The organism is Microbacterium sp. IEGM 1404, from assembly GCF_030056775.1.
Taxonomy (GTDB): Bacteria; Actinomycetota; Actinomycetes; order Actinomycetales; family Microbacteriaceae; genus Microbacterium.
The window spans coordinates 24,326-42,899 of the sequence record NZ_JASHKP010000003.1 but is presented as its reverse complement, the minus strand read 5'-3'; the positions used below and the strand labels follow the sequence as shown (position 1 = coordinate 42,899).

General features: G+C 71.5%; 15 protein-coding genes. 6 read left to right on the top strand and 9 right to left on the bottom strand.

Annotated features, from left to right (window positions below):
- Positions 1-11 precede the first annotated feature (11 nt).
- The gene (locus QM517_RS10895) at positions 12-4,664 is read left to right on the top strand and encodes an ATP-dependent helicase (RefSeq protein ID WP_283287388.1); all 4,653 of its coding nucleotides are present in this window, start codon (positions 12-14) and stop codon (positions 4,662-4,664) included.
- Positions 4,657-5,433 (top strand): DNA-formamidopyrimidine glycosylase family protein, encoded by a 777-nt coding sequence (locus QM517_RS10890; RefSeq protein WP_283287385.1) that lies wholly within the window; start codon positions 4,657-4,659, stop codon positions 5,431-5,433. Before QM517_RS10895 ends, QM517_RS10890 begins: the two co-directional genes overlap by 8 nt.
- A 1-nt stretch (position 5,434) precedes the next feature.
- Here the strand turns inward: QM517_RS10890 and QM517_RS10885 are convergent, their stop codons facing one another.
- Entirely contained in the window at positions 5,435-5,890 is a 456-nt protein-coding gene (locus tag QM517_RS10885; protein WP_283287384.1) for a hypothetical protein, read from the bottom strand.
- 246 nt (positions 5,891-6,136) lie between these two features.
- Between QM517_RS10885 and QM517_RS10880 the strand changes: the two genes are divergently transcribed.
- Positions 6,137-6,544: a transferase gene (locus tag QM517_RS10880; RefSeq protein ID WP_077050737.1), complete on the top strand. Its 408-nt coding sequence runs from the start codon at positions 6,137-6,139 to the stop codon at positions 6,542-6,544.
- 189 nt (positions 6,545-6,733) lie between these two features.
- On the opposite strand, the gene QM517_RS10875 is transcribed toward QM517_RS10880, so the two are convergent.
- Positions 6,734-7,123 (bottom strand): DUF1304 domain-containing protein, encoded by a 390-nt coding sequence (locus QM517_RS10875; RefSeq protein WP_077050738.1) that lies wholly within the window; start codon positions 7,121-7,123, stop codon positions 6,734-6,736.
- A 23-nt stretch (positions 7,124-7,146) separates the two neighbouring features.
- On the opposite strand from QM517_RS10875, the gene QM517_RS10870 reads away from it, so the two are divergent.
- On the top strand, positions 7,147-7,905 hold the full coding sequence (locus QM517_RS10870; protein WP_283287383.1) for a LysR substrate-binding domain-containing protein: 759 nt from the start codon (positions 7,147-7,149) through the stop codon (positions 7,903-7,905).
- A 20-nt stretch (positions 7,906-7,925) separates the two neighbouring features.
- Here QM517_RS10870 and QM517_RS10865 read toward each other — a convergent pair whose 3' ends face one another.
- The gene (locus tag QM517_RS10865; protein ID WP_283287381.1) at positions 7,926-8,243 is read right to left on the bottom strand and encodes a hypothetical protein; all 318 of its coding nucleotides are present in this window, start codon (positions 8,241-8,243) and stop codon (positions 7,926-7,928) included.
- Between the two features lie 64 nt (positions 8,244-8,307).
- Between QM517_RS10865 and QM517_RS10860 the strand changes: the two genes are divergently transcribed.
- Entirely contained in the window at positions 8,308-9,030 is a 723-nt protein-coding gene (locus QM517_RS10860; protein WP_283287379.1) for a glutamine amidotransferase-related protein, read from the top strand.
- A gap of 83 nt (positions 9,031-9,113) precedes the next feature.
- Positions 9,114-9,941, top strand: a complete 828-nt coding sequence (locus tag QM517_RS10855; RefSeq protein ID WP_283287377.1) for a tryptophan-rich sensory protein — start codon at positions 9,114-9,116, stop codon at positions 9,939-9,941.
- 14 nt (positions 9,942-9,955) lie between these two features.
- On the opposite strand, the gene treZ is transcribed toward QM517_RS10855, so the two are convergent.
- The 6 genes from treZ to QM517_RS10825 form a co-directional block, all read right to left on the bottom strand.
- The gene (treZ, locus tag QM517_RS10850) at positions 9,956-11,707 is read right to left on the bottom strand and encodes a malto-oligosyltrehalose trehalohydrolase (RefSeq protein WP_283287374.1); all 1,752 of its coding nucleotides are present in this window, start codon (positions 11,705-11,707) and stop codon (positions 9,956-9,958) included.
- A 119-nt stretch (positions 11,708-11,826) separates the two neighbouring features.
- Positions 11,827-14,229 carry a malto-oligosyltrehalose synthase gene (gene treY, locus QM517_RS10845; RefSeq protein WP_283287372.1) on the bottom strand — a complete coding sequence of 801 codons (2,403 nt, stop codon included), beginning with the start codon at positions 14,227-14,229 and terminating at the stop codon, positions 11,827-11,829.
- A 6-nt stretch (positions 14,230-14,235) separates the two neighbouring features.
- Entirely contained in the window at positions 14,236-16,458 is a 2,223-nt protein-coding gene (glgX, locus tag QM517_RS10840; protein WP_238592345.1) for a glycogen debranching protein GlgX, read from the bottom strand.
- A gap of 81 nt (positions 16,459-16,539) precedes the next feature.
- Positions 16,540-17,022, bottom strand: a complete 483-nt coding sequence (locus QM517_RS10835; RefSeq protein ID WP_077050745.1) for a glutaminase — start codon at positions 17,020-17,022, stop codon at positions 16,540-16,542.
- Positions 17,019-17,864, bottom strand: a complete 846-nt coding sequence (locus QM517_RS10830; RefSeq protein ID WP_283287369.1) for a hypothetical protein — start codon at positions 17,862-17,864, stop codon at positions 17,019-17,021. Before QM517_RS10830 ends, QM517_RS10835 begins: the two co-directional genes overlap by 4 nt.
- Before the next feature lie 22 nt (positions 17,865-17,886).
- Positions 17,887-18,564, bottom strand: coding sequence for a GTP pyrophosphokinase (locus tag QM517_RS10825; protein ID WP_283287368.1), 678 nt, complete (start codon positions 18,562-18,564; stop codon positions 17,887-17,889).
- Between the last annotated feature and the right edge of the window lie 10 nt (positions 18,565-18,574).

Here is an 18,574-nt window from a genome sequence, read left to right as displayed (position 1 = left end):
AGGATGTCGGCATGGCCGACGTACTCGACAGGTTCGGTCCTGCGACGCAGGACTGGTTCCGCGGTGCGTTCTCGGCGCCCACCACGGCGCAGAAGGGCGCGTGGGAGTCCGTGGCATCCGGTCGCAACGCCCTGGTCGTCGCGCCCACCGGATCGGGCAAGACGCTCTCGGCCTTCCTGTTCGCGATCGACCGCGTCTTCCGCGAGAAGGCGCCCGAGGTCCCGGATGCCACTCCCCCGCGCCGCGGCGCGAAGAAGACGCCCACGCGCACCCGCATCCTCTACATCTCGCCGTTGAAGGCCCTCGGCGTCGACGTCGAGCGGAACCTGCGTTCGCCGCTCGTCGGGATCGGGCAGTCGGCGCGGCGGCTCGGAATCGACGTCCCGGCGGTCACGGTGGGCGTGCGCTCGGGTGACACAACCTCGAGCGATCGCCGCAAGCTCGTCTCCGATCCGCCCGACATCCTCATCACCACCCCCGAGTCGCTGTACCTCATGCTGACGAGCCAGGCCGCCGAGACTCTGCGGGGGGTGCACACGGTCATCATCGACGAGGTCCACGCGGTCGCCGCGACCAAGCGCGGTGCGCATCTCGCGGTGAGCCTCGAACGGCTCGACGCGCTCCTCGACGCCCCGGCGCAGCGCATCGGGCTCTCGGCGACGGTGCGCCCGATCGACGAGGTGGCCCGGTTCCTCGGGGGTGCGCAGCCCGTCGACATCGTGGCCCCGCGGGCGACCAAGGCGTTCGACCTGTCGGTCGTCGTGCCGGTGGACGACATGCTCAATCCCCCGCCCCCGCCCGGCAGCCCCGCTCCCGACGACCCGACCGACGGCGAGTGGTTCTCCGAGCGGCCCGAGAGCACCGAGGTGTCCGGCTCGGTGTGGCCGCACGTCGAGGAGGCGATCGTCGATCGCATCCTCGAGCGCCGCTCGACGATCGTCTTCGCCAACTCCCGCCGGCTCGCCGAGCGCCTGACCGGGCGTCTGAACGAGATCTACGCCGAGCGGCAGGGCATCGACGTTCCCGAGCCGACGGTCCCGGCCACGATGATGGCGCAGGCCGGGTCCTCGGCCGGTGTCGCCGCGATCCTCGCCAAGGCGCACCACGGCTCGGTCTCGAAGGAGCAGCGCGCCCAGGTCGAAGACGAGTTGAAGTCCGGCACCCTGCGGTGCGTGGTCGCGACCAGCAGCCTGGAGCTCGGCATCGACATGGGCGCGGTCGACCTCGTGATCCAGGTCGAGGCGCCGGCGAGCGCGGCATCCGGCCTGCAGCGCGTCGGCCGCGCGGGCCACCAGGTCGGCGAAGTCAGCCGCGCGGCGCTGTTCCCGAAGCACCGCAGCGACGTGCTGCACACCGCGGTCGTCACCGAGCGCATGCTGTCGGGCAAGATCGAGGCGATCGCCGTCCCCCAGAACCCGCTCGACATCCTGGCGCAGCAGACCGTCGCGGCGTGCGCTCTCGGGTCGATCGACGTCGAGGAGTGGTTCGAGACGGTCAAGCGCAGCGCGCCGTTCCGCTCGCTCCCCCGATCGGCGTACGAGGCGACGCTCGATCTGCTCGCGGGTCGCTACCCGTCCGACGAGTTCGCCGAGCTCCGCCCGCGGCTCGTCTGGGACCGCGACGCGGGCACCCTCACCGGCCGCCCCGGAGCCCAGCGCGTCGCGGTCACGAGCGGCGGCACGATCCCCGACCGGGGCCTCTTCGGCGTCTTCGTCGCGGGCGAATCCCAGAACGCCCGCGTCGGCGAGCTCGACGAAGAGATGGTCTACGAGTCGCGGGTCAACGACGTCTTCACCCTCGGCACGACGAGTTGGCGCATCGTCGAGATCACGCACGACCGGGTGAACGTCCTCCCCGCCTTCGGGCAGCCCGGGAAGCTGCCGTTCTGGCACGGCGACGGCCTGGGTCGTCCCGCCGAGCTCGGCGAGGCGCTCGGCAAGTTCTCACGCGACATCGCCGGAGCCGACCGCGCCAAGGCCGAGGAGCGCCTGCGCGAATCCGGCCTCGACGACAACGCGATCACCAACCTCCTCGCCTACCTCGCCGAACAGCGTGAGGCCACGGGCAGCCTCCCGACCGACCGCACGCTGACCGTCGAGCGCAGCCGCGACGAGGTCGGCGACTGGCGCATCATCCTGCACTCGCCGTACGGCATGCAGGTGCACTCGCCGTGGGCGCTGGCGGTGAACGCCCGCATCCGCGAGCGACTGGGCGTCGAGGGCGCCGCGGTCGCGAGCGACGACGGCATCATCGCGCGGGTTCCGGATGCCGCGGCCGAACCGCCCGGGGCCGATCTCTTCGTCTTCGAGCCCGACGAGCTCGAGCAGATCGTCACCGACGAGGTCGGCGGCTCCGCGCTCTTCGCCTCCCGGTTCCGCGAGTGCGCCGCCCGCGCGCTGCTGCTCCCGCGGCTGAACCCCAACCGGCGGTCGCCGCTCTGGCAGCAGCGTCAGCGCTCGGCCCAGCTGCTCGAGGTGGCCCGACGGCATCCGTCGTTCCCGATCATCCTCGAGACGCTGCGCGAGGTCCTACAGGACGTCTACGACCTCCCCGCGCTCCTCCGCGTGGCGCGGCAGATCGGCGAACGCCGGATCCGCCTGGTCGAGACGACGACCAGCCAGCCATCCCCGTACGCGCGCGACCTGCTCTTCGGCTACGTCGGCGCCTTCATGTACGAGGGCGACTCGCCGCTCGCCGAGCGCCGCGCGGCCGCGCTGTCGGTCGACCCGGCGCTGCTGAGCGAGCTCCTCGGCAAGGTCGAGATGCGCGAGCTCCTCGACCCCGAGGTCATCGCCCAGTTCGAGCGCGAGGCCCAGCGCCTCGATCCGGACCGCCGTGCGCGCGGCGTCGAGGGCGTCGCCGACCTGCTGCGCCTTCTCGGCCCCCTGGATGCCGCGGAGGTGGCCGCCCGTCTCGAGGGGGAGTCGTCCGAGGAGGCTTCGGCGCATCTCCAGGCACTCATCGAGGAACGGCGCGCGATCCCCGTGACGATCGCGGGAGTCTCCCGCGTCGCCGGCATCGAGGACGCCGGGCGGTTGCGCGATGCGCTCGGCGCGGCCCTGCCCGTCGGCATCCCGAACGCCTTCCTCGAACCCGTGGCCGATCCCCTCGGCGACCTCGTGGCCCGCTACGCCCGCACGCACGGCCCCTTCACGACCGACGCGGTGGCCGAGCGGCTGGGCGTCGGTGTCGCGGTCGCGCGTCTCACGCTGCAGCGTCTCGAATCGCAGGGGCGGCTGTCGAGCGGATTCTTCCTGCCCGAGGCCGCCGCCGGCCGCGGCGACGACACCGAGTGGTGCGACGCCGAGGTGCTCCGCCGCCTGCGCATGCGGTCGCTCGCGGCGATCCGCGGCAGCGTCGAGCCCGTGCCCCCGTCGGCGTACGCGCGGTTCCTCCCCGTCTGGCAGCACCTCACGCGCCCCCTCGAGGGTGTCGACGGGGTGCTCGCGGTGATCGAGCAGCTCGCCGGCGTCCCGATCCCGGCGAGCGCGTGGGAGTCGCTCGTGCTGCCCTCGCGCGTCGCCGACTACACCCCCGCGCTGCTCGACGAGCTGACCGCGACGGGCGAGGTCGTGTGGTCGGGGCACGGCACCCTGCCCGGTCGGGACGGATGGATCGCCCTGCACCCCGCCGAGGCGGCACCGTTCACGCTGCAAGATCCGGACGACCCCGAAGATCCCGCGCCCGATTCGCTCGAGGCCCGCCTGCTCACCGCTCTCGACGGCGGCGGCGCCTACTTCGCGGCACAGCTGAAGCAGCTGATCGGCGCCGAGAACGAGCAGTCCGTCAACGACGCGCTGTGGGCTCTCACCTGGGCCGGTCGGGTCACCAACGACACGTTCGCTCCCGTCCGCGCGCTGCTCGGCGGCGGCGGACAGGCCCACCGCGTCGCCCGTCGCGCCCCCCGCGCCCGCATGTACCGCGGAGCGGCCCTGCCGCGCCCGACCTCGGCGCCCCGACCGCCGTCGCTCGGCGGACGCTGGTCGCTCCTCCCGGACCGTGAACCGGATGCCGCTGCCCGCGCGACCGCGACGGCGAGCCTGCTGCTCGACCGGTACGGCGTCGTCACGCGCGGCGCCGTGCAGTCGGAGGGCGTTCCGGGCGGCTTCGCTCAGGTGTACCGCATCCTCGCCGGTTTCGAGGAGGCGGGGCACTGCCGCCGCGGGTACGTGATCGAGAAGCTCGGTGCCGCCCAGTTCGCGGCCTCGGCCACCGTCGACCGGCTCCGCGAATTCGCCGCGGTCGCCGACCCGCCACCGCTGCGGACCGTCACTCTCGCCGCGACCGACCCCGCCAACCCCTATGGGGCGGCGCTCGGTTGGCCCGCGCTGGAGGGGGTGACCCACCGCCCGGGACGCAAGGCGGGCGGTCTGGTCGTGCTCGTCGACGGCGAGTTGACGCTGTACCTCGAGCGGGGCGGGCGCAGCGCGTTGGCGTTCACCGACGACGAGGCGCGGTTGCAGGCGGCCGCCCGCGACCTGGCCGAGACCTCGCGCCGACGCCGACTCGACACCCTGACGGTCGAGCAGGTCAACGGCGAGTTCGTGTACGGCACGGCCGTCGGCCGGGCCCTCCGCGAGGCCGGGTTCGTCGAGTCGCCGCGCGGGCTCACGCTGCGGCGCCTGACGGCGGGAGACACGCTCCGCGAGGCCGCCCGTGCCTGAGGGCGACACCGTTCACCGCGCGGCCGCGAAGCTCTCGGCCGCGCTCACCGGCCGCCAGGTGACGAGGTTCGACATCCGCGTCCCGGGGAGCGCCACCGCCGACCTCCGCGGCGAGACGGTGCACGAGGTGGTCGCGCGCGGGAAGCACCTGCTCGAACGCATCGGCGCCTACACGCTCCACTCGCACCTCAAGATGGAGGGCCGGTGGGACGTCTATCGTCCGGGCGAACGCTGGCGCCGCCCCGCCTTCAAGGCCCGGGCGATCGTCGGTGTCACGGGTGCCGACACCGTCGGGTTCGACCTCGCGATGGTCGAGGTGCTGCCGACCGCCGACGAAGACCGGGTCGTCGGACACCTCGGCCCCGACCTGCTCGGTCCCGACTGGAACGCGGCGGAGGCCGTGCGAAGGGTCTCGGCCGACACGCGCGCCGCGCACGTCGCTCTCCTCGACCAGCGGAACGTCGCCGGCTTCGGCAACGTCTACGCGAACGAACTGCTCTTCGTCCGCGGCATCGCCCCCACCACCCCGGCGAACGAGATCGACGTGGCGGCCACGATCGCGCTCGGCCATCGCATGATCCACGCCAACCTCCCGCGGGCCGAACGCACCTTCACCGGCGACAATCGGCCCGGCCGGCGCATGTGGGTCTACGGGCGCGACGGAGCACCGTGCCGACGGTGCGGCACCCCGATCCGCGCGACCACCTTGGGCGCCTCGGCGACGAGCGAACGCAACGTCTTCTGGTGCCCCACCTGCCAACCGGGCTGATTCACCCCGCGGCCCCGGGCAGGAGCGGCGGCGGATTGCGTCGACGATCCAGGGCGCGGCATCCGGCCATGAGAGCCGCGCACACCGCCGCCGCCACGGCCGATGCCAGTGCGCCCAGGAGGACGGCGGGCACCAGCACCAGAAGCACGGACGCGCCCGCGATGATCGCCACGTACGCGAGCAGGAGGACCCACAGGGATGCCACCCCCACCGCCGTCCCCGCGACGGCCGCGGGAATCACAGCGTGCTGACCTCGTCGCACCGCGCGGGAGACGCCGACGATCGCACCGGCGGCGCCGAGCATCGCACTCGCAGCACCGAAGACCGCTCCGCTGACGACGAACGCACCGAGAGAGCCCCAACCGGTCCACGTGAGAGTGGACCCGAGAACCGCGCCCATCCCGGCCCCGAGGGGCAGGGCCGCGATCAGAGCGGGTCCATATATTCGCCACGGCATGCCCTCACCGTATCGACCGATCCACGGCGGGAACAGAGAGCGGATTCCTCGCCGCTGTCAACCCGCCGTTTCTGTTGAGCCGGGCATGCGACAACGGTGGAAGACAAACCGGCGCAGCGGAAAATCCGTGGTCCGGCGGGAATCCGCTCGGGCGTCCGCGCCGAACAACCATGCACGGGAATGAGAGTGAACCCGCATCGGTTGTCACATTAGTCGGCTCACCCGAAGAGCCGATCGGAGGGGATCGTGGGAAAGAACTACATCGACATCGAGAACGACCACGGCGAGACGCTGCGCTACCGCAAGCACGTCAACGGTCGTGGACTCGTCGCGCACGGCGCGAAGGTCCACCCGTCGGCACTGGTGGAGAACGGCGCGTACGTCGAGCCCGGAGTGCAGATCGCGGCGGGTGTCCGTGTCGGTAGAGGCGCGTGGATCGAATCCGATGCCGTGATCGGGCCGGAAGCACGCATCGAACCGCACGCGCACATCTGCGCGGGAGCGGTGATCGGCGCGGGCGCGCACATCGGCGTCCGCACCCAAGTGGGATCGAAGGCCCGCGTGGCGGTCGGCTCGCTCATCGGCGACGACGAGATCATCAACGACGGCGAAGCCGTCGCCACCGATCGACGAGGTCTTCGCCTGGCGGCCTGAGGCTCACGCCTCTCGGCATCCATCACCCGCACGTTCTTCGGAACGTGCGGGTTTCGTCTTCTCGGGATGAAATGTGCTTCGACGTCGAGAGAAAACGGCGCCAATTCGTTTCGACGTCGAAGAACTCGAAAGCTCGCGATTTCCTCGACGTCGAGAGTCCGCTGCCGAATTTCCTCGACATCGAGAAACTCACGCGAGCAACGTCAGCACGAATCCGATGAGCGGGAGCGTTCCCTGGACCGTGGCCGGTCGCAGGTATTTGCGGCCGGACGTGACGAGCACGAGCGCCGCGGCGACCATGGAGCCGAGCGAGAACAGCAGCAGCGTCCGACCGGCGACGTCACCGACTCCGTTCACCGCCCAGAGCACGACACCGAGGGCCGCACCGATCGCGAGGAAGAGGTTGTAAAAGCCCTGGTTGTACGCCAGGGGCTTGGTCGTGTCGGCCGCCTCCTGCGACGTCAGGCCGAAGATCCGCCACACGCTCGGGTGCGACCAGCGCACGCTCTCGAGAACGAAGATGTAGACGTGGAGCAGGGCGGCGAGCCCCGCGAAGACGAGCGCCAGGATGCCGAGCATGTGCCCACGTTAGCCTGGGGGGTATGGCCAAGAGCGGAAGCGGATCACGGGGTGCGCGCGGGGGCGCGGGACGCCCGCGGTCCGGGGCGTCGGCGCGCAAGCCTGCGCCGGCGCGTAAGCCCGCCCCGGCGCGCAAGAACGCCGCTTCCCGCGCGCCTCGCCCGTCGTCGTCGCCGCCGACCGCCGACCTCGCCCGCACATTCACCCTCGGCGCGGTTCCGGGTGCGACACCGGGCAAGTGGATCGGGCTCTGGCGCGACCGGATGCCGCACGTACCGCTGGAGCTGCGCGAGATCTCCGTGTCCGGTCAGCGCGCCGCCCTCGACGACGTGGATGCCGCTCTCGTGCGCCTCCCGATCGACGGCGCCGACGACCTGCACGTCATCCCCCTGTACGACGAGCTCCCGGTCGTCGTGATGTCGACCGAGTCGCCGCTGACCGCCGCGGACGAGGAGATCACGGCCGACGATCTCGCCGGCGAGATCCTGATCGTCCCCGCTGACGACGTCCTCGGAGCCCGGATCCCGGATGCCGCGCCCCCGGCGTTCGCGCCTCCCGCCGACACCGCAGAGGCGATCGCGACGGTGGCCGCCGGGGTCGGCGTCGTGATCGTGCCCATGTCGCTGGCCCGCGCCCACCAGCGCCGGGACGTGGAGTACCGTATCCTCGCGGACGGCCCGGTCTCGACGGTCGCCCTCGCGTGGCGGCGGGACGCGACGACCGACGACGTGGAGACGTTCGTCGGCATCGTGCGCGGCCGCACCGCACGCTCCTCGCGCTGACGCACGGCCCCGAACGCCTCTCAGCGCTTCGTCGTGCGCCGTACCTCGTCGACGGTCGCTCCGCCCCGCAGACCCCGCGCCCGCGCGCCGCGCAGGACCGCCTCGGCATCCACGGGTCCGTCCGACAGTGCGTGCAGGTCGACCTTCACCGGGATCGGCAGTCGCTTGCGCTCGCGATCACGATGCGCGGCCGCGGCCGCCTCGGCTTCGTCGACCTCGTCTCCGGCGAGCGTGCGGACGGTGAGCCCGCAGTCGAGCTCGGCGGCGGCCTCGCGCAGCAGGGCCACGATCTCGCCGAGGTTCTCGACATCGGTCACGAGAAGGGTCGCGGTGGTCATACCCCCATTGTCGCGGCGCGTCACGCCCCGGGGGTCGTGCGCGCGACACGCATAGAATCCCTGGGTGACCGGTCGACTCCTCTACGTCTGCGCGCGTCCGCAGCGCGAGGCGGCCGTCGCCGAATGGGCGTCCTTCCGCGACGGGCTCGGCGTCGCCGACGGCGACCTGGTGCACCACGATCTCGTCCGCACAGCGCTTCCGTCCGACCTCGAGCGCTACGCCGGGGTCGTGGTCGGCGGCAGTCCCTTCAACGTCACGGACACGGACAAGACCGACGAACAGCTCCGCCTCGAGCGCGACCTGGAGGAACTGGCATCCGCGGGGCTCACCGGGCGGACGCGGACCCTGTTCACCTGCTTCGGGATCGGGGTCGTCACGCGGCTCCTCGGCGGCGTGGTGACCCTCGATCACCCCGAGGGCACCGGCCCCGCCGAGATCGAGCTGACCGAGGAGGGGGGAGGCGACGAGCTGTTCGGCATCCTGAACCCCCGTTTCGAGGCGCTCACCGCGCACAAGGAGGGCACCGCCGAGGTCCCTCCGGGGGCGACACTGCTGGCCCGCAACGACGACTGCCCCGTGCAGGCGTACCGGGCGGGCACGAGCCTGTGGGCGACGCAGTTCCACCCCGAACCCACGGCGGACGCGTTCGTCGCACGCATGGCCGTGTACCGCGCGGCGGGCTACTTCGACGCGGACGCCTTCGACGAGGTGGCCGCGCACGTCCGCACCGCCTCGGTCGAGCAGCCGACCCTGCTGCTGCGCACCTTCGCCGCCCTCGCGGTCTGACACCGCCCGCGACGCGCGCGCGACGGCGCCGGTCGCTGTCAAGCCGGAGCGCGGAACTGGCTAGCTTATCTAGTGTTCTATCCATGAACGCGAGAGATCACGTCACCACCACTCCGCACGGATCCGACCTGGTACGCCAGATCGTCCTCCTCTCCGCGGTGTCGTTCATGCTGATCGCCGCGGTGATCGGGGCGGGAGCCTTCGGCAACACCGCCGTCGAAGACCAGCAGGGCGGTGCGCTCGACACGGACGGGTCCTACCTGGCTCCGGCGGGACCCGCCTTCTCGATCTGGTCCGTGATCTACCTCGGCCTGATCGCGTACGCGATCTGGCAGGCGCTCCCCCGCCAGCGCGCCTCGGAGCGCCAGCGGGCGATGGGCTGGCCGATCGCCGTGACGATGGTTCTGAACGGGCTGTGGCTCGTCGCCGCGCGCTTCGGCACGCTGTTCCTCACCGTCGTGGTGATCGTGCTGCTGCTCGTGGCGCTGGGCTGGGCCTTCCGGACCGCGGTCGTCACGCGCGACCCGCGCGGCGGCGTCCTCGACTCCGTGCTGATCGACGGGGTCACGGGACTGCACCTCGGCTGGGTCACCCTGGCGACCGTCGCCAACACCGCGGCGTGGTTGACCACCGTCGTCCCGCCGTCGTGGGAGGACGCGGCGAGCGCGATCGGGGTCACGGTCCTGGTCGTCGTCGCAATCATCGGCCTGGCGATCGCGTGGCGGAGCGGCTGGCGCGTGGCTCCGGCGCTCGCCCTCGCGTGGGGGCTGTCGTGGCTCGCCGTGGAGCGCCTCACCGGATCTCCGACGAACACCCCCATCGCGATCACCGCGATCCTCGTCGCCCTCGTCGTCCTGCTGCCGCCGGCCGTCGTCTCGGGCCTGCGTCTCATCCGTCCCTCGATCGACTGACCCGCCGCGACCCGTCAGAGCGCGGGAGCCGCGATCGCGCTGCCTCCCGCGGGGACGGTCAGCAGTCCGTCCTCCAGGACGGTCCCGTCGACGGTCGCGAGCAGAACACCGGCGCCGGATGCCACGGGCACCGCCGCCTCGGCATCCGAGAGGTTCACGAGCACGACGAGGTCGCCCCGGTGCAGCTCGTACACGCGGCCGCCGGGGGCTTCGAGAGCGCGCGCGGACAGGCCGTGGCGGGAGGGGTCGGTGAGCTCGGGACGCGCGCGGCGGAGCTTCGCCAGCTCGCGGTACAGGGCGAGGAGTTCGGCGTGGCCGTCACCGTCGGGCTCGGACCAGTCGAGCTTGGACCGGCGGAACGTGTCCAGGTCCTGCGGGTCGGGGACGACCGACTCGTCCCAGCCCATCTTCTCGAACTCGGCCACGCGGCCCTTGGCCGTGGCCTCGCCGAGCTCGGGCTCGGGGTGCGAGGTGAAGAACTGCCAGGGGGTTCTCGCGCCCCACTCCTCGCCCATGAAGAGCATCGGCGTGCCCGGGGCGGTGAGGGTGAGCACGGCGGCCGCGGCGAGGCGGTCGAACGGCAGGCTCTGCGACAGGCGGTCGCCGGCGGCGCGGTTGCCGATCTGGTCGTGGTCCTGCGCGAACGTGACGAGGCGCCAGTTCGGCACGTCCTCCGGGATCGGGTGGCCGTGCGCGCGCCCGCGGAACGTGGAGTACGTGCCGTCATGGAAGAACCCGCCCTCCGACACCTTCTCGAACGCGTCGATCGCGGCGAAGTCCTCGTAGTAGCCGATCGTCTCGCCGGTGAGGGCGACGTGCGCGGTGTGGTGCCAGTCGTCCGACCACTGCGCGGCGAGCCCGTACCCGCCGGCCTCGCGCGGCAGGATCAGCTTCGGATCGTTCATGTCCGACTCGGCGATCGTGGTGAGAGGGATGCCGCGGTGCGCCGACAGGGCGTCGGTGCGTTCGGCGATCTCCTGCAGCACGTGCACCGGGCGGTGGTCGAGCAACGCGTGCACGGCATCCAGTCGGAGACCGTCGACGTGGTAGTCGCGCATCCACAGGAGCGCGTTCTCGACGATGTAGGAGCGGACGGCGTCCTCGTCGAGGTTGATCGAGTCGCCCCACGTGTTGCGGCTGCCCTCGCGCAGGTACGGACCGAACTCGGGCAGGTAGTTCCCCGACGGTCCGAGGTGGTTGTAGACCACGTCCTGCACGACCGCGAGCCCCGCCGCGTGGGCGGCGTCCACGAACCGCTGGTACGCGGCCGGGCCGCCGTACGCCTCGTGGACCGTGTACCAGAGCACACCGTCGTAGCCCCAGTTCCAGACGCCGTTGAAGCCGTTGACCGGCAGCAGTTCGACGTGGGTCACGCCGAGGTCGACGAGGTGATCGAGGCGCTCGATCGCGGCATCCAGGGTCCCCTCGGGGGTGAAGGTGCCGAGGTGCAGCTCGTAGATGAGGCCGCCGGCGAGCTGGCGCCCGGTCCAGGCGGCATCCGTCCACGCGAAGGTCGACGGATCGAACCATGCGGATGCCTCGTGCACACCGGCGGGCTGACGCCGCGACCGCGGGTCGGGGCGCAGGTCGTCGCCGTCGCCGAGGACGAAGCCGTAGCGTTCGCCGTCCGCGAGGTCGACCGGCGCCGTCCACCAGCCCCCGGCGCCGGGCTCCATCTCGACGTCTTCGACGACGTTCTCGCCGCTCTCGTCCAGCCGCCGCAGTCGCATGCGCTGCGCCTTGGGTGCCCACACCTCGATGCTCATAGCTCCCCGTCTCCTTCGTCGTCAGTTCTCACAGTTCTCACGCGTGAGTCGCCAGAAATCGTCGCCTGGGGCTACCCGGAAGCGACGAATCTTGGCGACTCACGCGAATGGGTACGGCCTCAGGAGCAGGCCGGTTCGTCCACCAGGAGAGCGACCGGAAGGAACTCCAGCAGCTCCGACATCAGCACCGGGCCACCCGGGAAGCGACGGCCGGTCAGGACGTCCACCGCGGCGACGTCCGGGCGCAGCAGCACGGTGTCGCCCCAGCCCCCGGCCGCGCGCAGACCGTGCGGGAGGCGGGTCGCCACCGCGGAGACGCCGCCGCGGTCGAACGCGACGACGTGTCCGGATGCCGCGCCCGCGGCCTCGAGCGGACGGTACAGCGAGTACCGCTCGGGGCAGTCGCGCCGCACGCGCAGCGCGCGCGAGGTCACGATGAGCTTCGCCGCGCCGGTGGCATCCACCTTCGGCGGCGGGGCGTCCTCGGCGTCGAGCGAGGCCAGCAGACGCGCCCGCTCGGCGAAGTCCACCGCGCGACGGTTGTCGGGGTCGACCAGCGACTGCTCCCACAGCTCCGAGCCCTGGTACACGTCGGGCACGCCGGGTCCGGTGATCTGCAGCAGCTTCGCGGCGAGGCCGTTGGACCAGCCCGCGTCGGCGATCTCGTCGACGAACGCCTGGACACGGGATGCCGCCGGCCCCGTCGCCGCATCGACGACGGCGTGCATGCGCTCCTCGAACGCCTCGTCCTGCTCCCACCAGCCGGTGACCTCGGACGCCTCGCGCGCGGCCTTCTCGGCGTACGCGTGCAGACGCTCGCGGTACTTCGCGAGACCCGAGGACGTGGATGCCGAGGCCGGCCACGCCCCGACGATCGCCTGCCACAGCAGCGCGTCGAACGGGCCGTGCCCGGTCGAGGCGATCGCGCGGAACTCCCCCAGCACCTCGGCCCAGCGCGCCGGGATCTCCGCGAGCACCGCGATGCGGGCGCGGGTGTCCTCGCCGCGCTTGGTGTCGTGGGTCGACAGCGTCGTCATGGCCGTGGGCCACGACGCCTGCCGCTGGGCCTGCGCAGCGTGGAAACCGTCGACGTCGAGGGAGAACTCCGCCGGGTCGCCGCCGACCTCGGTCAGCGATCCGAGGCGCGTGTAGCGGTAGAACGCGGTGTCCTCGACGCCCTTGGCCATGACCGGACCGGTGGTCTGCTGGAACCGCCACGCGATCTCGAGGTCGGTGTCGGTCAGGGCAGGGACCAGCGCCTCGATGACGTCGCCGAGCTCGGGCCGGCGCTCCTCGGCCTCGCCGACGGCGGCATCCAGGTGCGCCCGGCCGGCCGGGAGGTAGGAGCGGTAGACGGGGAAGCACGCGAGGATCTCGGCGAGCGCGTCCTGCAGGTCGGCGGCGGCGAACTCGTCGCGCAGCGCGGACGGGAGTCCGCGGACGATGCGGCGGATCTCGGACACCTGGATCGTGTCGGCGATCCGTCGCTTGGTGTCGTGGATCAGGTCGTGCCAGCCGGTGAGCGGCGCGAGGTCGCTGTCGGCGCGCAGGCGCGCGTCCAACGCGTCCAGCGCCGCCTCGCCCGCGGGGTCGGTGAGCACGCGGTCGATCTCGGCCAGCGCGTCGTACCCGGTCGTGCCGGCGGTCTTCCACCACGACGGCAGGGCCTCGCCGTGCTCGAGGATCTTCTCCACGAGCACGTACCCGGCATCCTCGCCGCCCGCGTCGCGCAGTGCCGTGGCGAGCCGGTCGAGGTAGCCGCCGGGGTCGACGAGTCCGTCCGGGTGGTCGACGCGCAGGCCGTCGGCGAGGCCCTCGCGCACCCAGCGCAGGATCTCGGCGTGCGTGGCGTCGAACACCTCGGGGCGCTCGACCCGCACGCCCGCGAGGGTGGTGACGGCGAAGAAGCGCCGGTAGTTGAGGTCGGCCGCTTCGTCCTGCCAGAACCGCAGCTCGAAGTTCTGCGCGTGTAGGAGGGCGCGGATATCCGACGTCCCCGTTCCCGGCGCGACCGGGAAGACATGGTCGTAGTAGCGGACCAGGCCGTCGGGGGCATCGGTCGCGGGGGTCGGATCGTAGGAGATCTCGTCGATCACCTCGGCGAGGTCGGCGCCGAGCACGGGAACGCGCACCTTGCCGCCGCCGAACTCCCAGTCGATGTCGAACGCGTCCGCGTGCGCCGAGGCGCGCCCCTGGCGGAGCACGTCCCACCACCAGGCGTTCGTGCGGGGCTCGGACACGCCCATGTGGTTCGGCACGATGTCGATCAGGATGCCGAGGCCCTCGGCGCGGGCGGCCTCGGCGAACCGGGCCAGCCCCTCGGCGCCGCCCCGCGCGGGGTCGACGCGGGTGACGTCGACGACGTCGTAGCCGTGGTCGGAGCCCGGCGTCGCCTCCAGCAGCGGCGACAGGTAGGCCCACGACACCCCGAGGTCACGGAGGTAGCCCGTGACCTCGGCGGCGGTGCCGAGGGGGAAGGATTCGCGGATCTGCAGGCGGTAGGTCGAAAGCGGATGCCGCATTCTGAATCAGAGCTCCGGTTTGGGGGCCTGCCCGGGCAGGTCGTCGGTGGCGGTGACGGCGATCTGCGCGGTGAGCGAAGCGGCCACGGTGTGGTCGATCTCGGGCTCGGGCAGGTGGTGCTCGCGCAGCACGATGAGCGACTTCGGCTCGAGCTTCAGCGCCTCCCCGGGCGCGATCGGCTCGGTGTTGGCGCGCTCGCCCGCCGTGTCGACGTACACGTCCCACTCGGGCGAGTACTGGATGTCGGGCACGTGGAAGTCGACGGTGTCGTCGCCGGCGTTGAACAGCACGAGGAAGTGGTCGTCGCTGATGGTCTCGCCGCGGCGATCGCGCTCGCGGATGCCCTGCCCGTTGAGGAACACGCCGACCGCGCGGCCGAAGCCGGAATCCCAGTCCTCGGGCTGCATGAGCGAGCCGTCGGGGCGCAGCCACACCACGTCGGGGATGTTGTCGCCTTCCTCCATCTTCACCGGGCGCCCGTCGAAGAACCGGCTGCGGCGGAAGGTGGGGTGCTCCTTGCGGAGGCGCGCGAGGGCCGCGGTGAACTCGATGAGCGGGTGGTCGACGGCCGACCAGTCCACCCACGTGATCTCGTTGTCCTGCGCGTAGCCGTTGTTGTTGCCGCCCTGGGTGCGGCCCAGCTCGTCGCCGTGGAGCAGCATCGGCACGCCCTGGCTGAGCAGCAGCGTCGCGATGAAGTTGCGCTGCTGCTGCGCGCGGCGCTTGCGCACCTCGGGGTCGTCGGTCGGCCCCTCCACGCCCAGGTTGTTGGACCGGTTGTGCGATTCGCCGTCGTTGTTGTCTTCGCCGTTGGCCTCGTTGTGCTTCTCGTTGTACGAGACGAGGTCGCGGAGCGTGAACCCGTCGTGCGCGGTGACGAAGTTGATGGATGCCACGGGCCGGCGCCCGGAGTGCTCGTAGAGGTCGGCCGAGCCGGTGAGACGGGAGGCGAACTCGCCGAGGGCCTGCGGCTCACCGCGCCAGAAGTCGCGGACGGTGTCGCGGTACTTGCCGTTCCACTCCGTCCACTGCGGCGGGAAGTTGCCGACCTGGTATCCGCCGGGACCGACGTCCCACGGTTCGGCGATGAGCTTGACCTGCGAGACGATCGGGTCCTGCTGCACGAGTTCGAAGAAGGCCGCGAGGCGGTCGACCTCGTAGAACTCCCGGGCCAGGGTGGATGCCAGGTCGAAGCGGAATCCGTCCACGTGCATCTCCAGCACCCAGTACCGCAGCGAGTCCATGATGAGCTGCAGCGTGTGGGGGTTGCCCACGTTCATGCTGTTGCCGGTGCCGGTGTAGTCGGTGTAGTAGCGCTTGTCGTCGTCTTCGAGGCGGTAGTACGCCTCGTTGTCGATGCCCCGCATCGAGAGGGTCGGGCCCATGTGGTTGCCCTCGGCGGTGTGGTTGTAGACCACGTCGAGGATGACCTCGATGCCGGCGGCATGCAGCGCCTTGACCATGGCCTTGAACTCCTGCACCTGCTGACCGTGGTCGCCGGTGGAGGAGTAGGTGTTCTGGGGCGCGAGGAACGCGATGGTGTTGTAGCCCCAGTAGTTCGACAGCCCCTTCTCCTCGAGCGTGGAGTCGTTGACGAACTGGTGCACGGGCATGAGCTCGATCGCGGTGACGCCGAGCTTGCGCAGGTGGTCGATGACGGCCGGGTGGGCGATGCCGGCGTACGTGCCGCGCAACTCCTCCGGGACGTCGGGATGCAGCTGGGTGAGGCCCTTGACGTGCGCCTCGTAGATGAAGCTCTCGGCGTAGGGGATCTTGGGCTGACGGTCACCCGCCCAGTCGAAGAACGGGTTGATGACCACGCCCTTCATCATGTGCGCGGCCGAGTCGTCGTCGTTGAACGAGTCGGGGTCGCCGAACTCGTAGCTGAAGACGGGCTGCCCCCAGTCGATCTGACCCTCGACGGCCTTGGCGTAGGGGTCGAGCAGAAGCTTGCTCGGGTTGAACCGCTTGCCGCTGGCGGGGTCGTACTCGCCGTGCACGCGGTAGCCGTACCGCTGGCCCGGCTGGATGTTCGGGAGGTACGCGTGCCAGACGAACGCGTCGACGTCGACGAGCTCGACGCACGTCTCCGTGCCGTCGGCGTCGAAGAGGCACAGCTCGACTTTCTCCGCGTTCTCGCTGAACAGGGCGAAGTTCGTCCCGTTACCGTCGTAAGTGGCCCCGAGGGGATAACTGGATCCTGGCCATACCTGCTGCACGTCGCTCACGATAGACCAGGGAAGTTACGGCCGATGGGCCGGGTCATCGTCGTTGACAGCACCCCCTCCGCCGACTATGCGCGCGGATCTCTATGCGCGCTCCGGAGGGTGGACGAGCAGGTCGATCCGCTCGTCGAGATACCGTGCGAGCGGCAGGTACCCGCCCTGCGCGCTCCAGCGCACGGTGAGCTCGCCGTCGCGCAACGCGAGCGGCGCCGTCCGGGCGTCGAGCGCGGCCGGATCGAGTGCCCGCCAGCCGATGTGCACCGTCTCCCCCTCGGGCACTCCCCCGCGATGCGCGGCGGCGGACAGCTCGGCCCGACGGCGCTGCGACTCGGCGGCGAAGCCCCGGCGCACCTCGGCGCGCGAGCGCACGATGTCACCGGTCGCGAGGACGCCGTCGTCGGTGAGCAGCAGTACGCCCAGATGCCAGGCTCGGCCCCGGTCCACGATGCGGGGAGCACGCGGGATGCCGAGCAGCCGCCGCCCCTCCTGGAGTTCGCCGATCCGCTCGCGGGGGGCGTCGGCGAGCCGTTCACGCGCCGCGGCGAGGAGGTCGTCGACCGTGCTCACGGCATCCCCTCCACCACGGAGCGCGCGTGGTCGAGGTCTCGCGTCCGAGCGGTGGCCGTCTCGCGCGCCGCCGCCGTCTCCTCCTCGGCCGCATCGAGCGCCGCGTGGGCTGCGTCCGCGTCCTTCTCGACCCGCGCGATCTCGGCGCGGAGGCCCTCGAGCCGTTCGCGGACCCGGTCGGCCTTCTCCCGGGCGGCGGTCTCCCGCGCCGTCGCCCCGGCGAGCGCGCGGTCGGCGTCCGCGCGTGCCCGCTCCGCCTCGCGCACCGCGCGCTCCGCGGCCTTCCGAGCCCGGCGCTGCGCCAGGTCGTCCCGCGTGGGCGTCTCCACGACGGCCGCGCCCTCCGGCACCGAACCGGCCACCGCGGCGCTCGGGTCGGTGTCGTCGGCCAGATCGACGGATGCCACCAGCCGCCCGGTCAGGATCATCGCCGCGGCGTGCGGGTCGATGATGGCCGCGTTGACGGTCTTCTCCACGGCGTCCCGCATCGGAGCGCTCAGGGGTGTTCCCGCTTCGGCCGCGAGATCGGCCGCCCGCCGGGCGAGGGCGGCGACCAGCTGACGACGCTGCCGACCGAGACGGGTCATCTCCACGGCATCCGCGTCGTCCTGCGCTTCCCGGAGCGCCTGCGCCAGCTCGACGGCCTCGGCGAGCTGGCCGTCGCGGGAGAGCAGATTGACCGCCCACGCGGCCAGCGTCGGCTTGCGCAACTTCGCGATGCGGCGCCCCACCGCGCCGCCGATCTCCTCGGCGCGACCGTTGCGCGCCGCGGTGAATCGTGCGGGCGGAAGGGCGAGCAACTCGGCCGCGACCTCGTCGAGGAGGGTCGCCGCGTCACTCATCCCCCCATTGTGACCCGTCCGGTCAGAGGGGGACCACCCCGGGACGCGGACCGCGGATCTCGCGGTGCAGGCGCTCCATGCGCGCGTCCAGCTCGGCCGCGGTGTCGGCGGCATCCTTCAGCTCCGCCAGCAGTTCGTCGGGTACGAGGCGGTCGTACTTGTAATAGATCTTGTGCTCGAGGCTGGCCCAGAAGTCCATCGCGATCGTGCGGAACTGCACCTCGACGGGGACGTCGACGCGTCCGGTCGAAAGGAACACGGGCACATCGACGATCACGTGCAGGCTCTTGTAGCCGTTCGCCTTCGGGCGCGCGATGTAGTCCTTCACGTCGCGCACGGTGATGTCGTCCTGCTGCGTGAGGAGGTTGGACAGCCGGTAGGCGTCGTCGACGAAGCTGCAGGTGATCCGGATGCCCGCGATGTCGGTGATCGTGCTCCGGATGGAGTCGAAGTCGGGTTCGATGCCTTTGCGCCGGACCTTGTCCACGAGACTGTCGGGCGACTTCACGCGACTCGAGACGTGCTCGATCGGGTTGTAGTCGTGCATCTCCTGGAACTCTTCGCGCAGGATGGTGATCTTCGTCTCGACCTCGGCGAGACCGAACCGGTACTCCATGAGGAAGCGCTGGAACTCGTCGCGCATCGCGCGGAGCGAGGCTCCGGACACCGTGATCTGCTGATCCTCCAGCGGGTCGGACATGGGAGCGACG

Excerpts from the sequence above, each read along its gene's own strand:
- QM517_RS10875 (WP_077050738.1), bottom strand. The coding sequence starts at position 7,123 with ATGCTCGGCATCCTGGCGCTCGTCTTCGCGGGGCTCGCCGCCCTGCTC.
- QM517_RS10870 (WP_283287383.1), top strand. The coding sequence starts at position 7,147 with ATGGCCAAGAGCGGAAGCGGATCACGGGGTGCGCGCGGGGGCGCGGGA.
- QM517_RS10885 (WP_283287384.1), bottom strand. The coding sequence starts at position 5,890 with ATGCCGTGGCGAATATATGGACCCGCTCTGATCGCGGCCCTGCCCCTC.
- treY (WP_283287372.1), bottom strand. The coding sequence starts at position 14,229 with ATGCGGCATCCGCTTTCGACCTACCGCCTGCAGATCCGCGAATCCTTC.
- QM517_RS10825 (WP_283287368.1), bottom strand. The coding sequence starts at position 18,564 with ATGTCCGACCCGCTGGAGGATCAGCAGATCACGGTGTCCGGAGCCTCG.
- QM517_RS10895 (WP_283287388.1), top strand. The coding sequence starts at position 12 with ATGGCCGACGTACTCGACAGGTTCGGTCCTGCGACGCAGGACTGGTTC.
- treZ (WP_283287374.1), bottom strand. The coding sequence starts at position 11,707 with ATGAGCATCGAGGTGTGGGCACCCAAGGCGCAGCGCATGCGACTGCGG.
- QM517_RS10865 (WP_283287381.1), bottom strand. The coding sequence starts at position 8,243 with ATGACCACCGCGACCCTTCTCGTGACCGATGTCGAGAACCTCGGCGAG.
- QM517_RS10855 (WP_283287377.1), top strand. The coding sequence starts at position 9,114 with ATGAACGCGAGAGATCACGTCACCACCACTCCGCACGGATCCGACCTG.
- QM517_RS10830 (WP_283287369.1), bottom strand. The coding sequence starts at position 17,864 with ATGAGTGACGCGGCGACCCTCCTCGACGAGGTCGCGGCCGAGTTGCTC.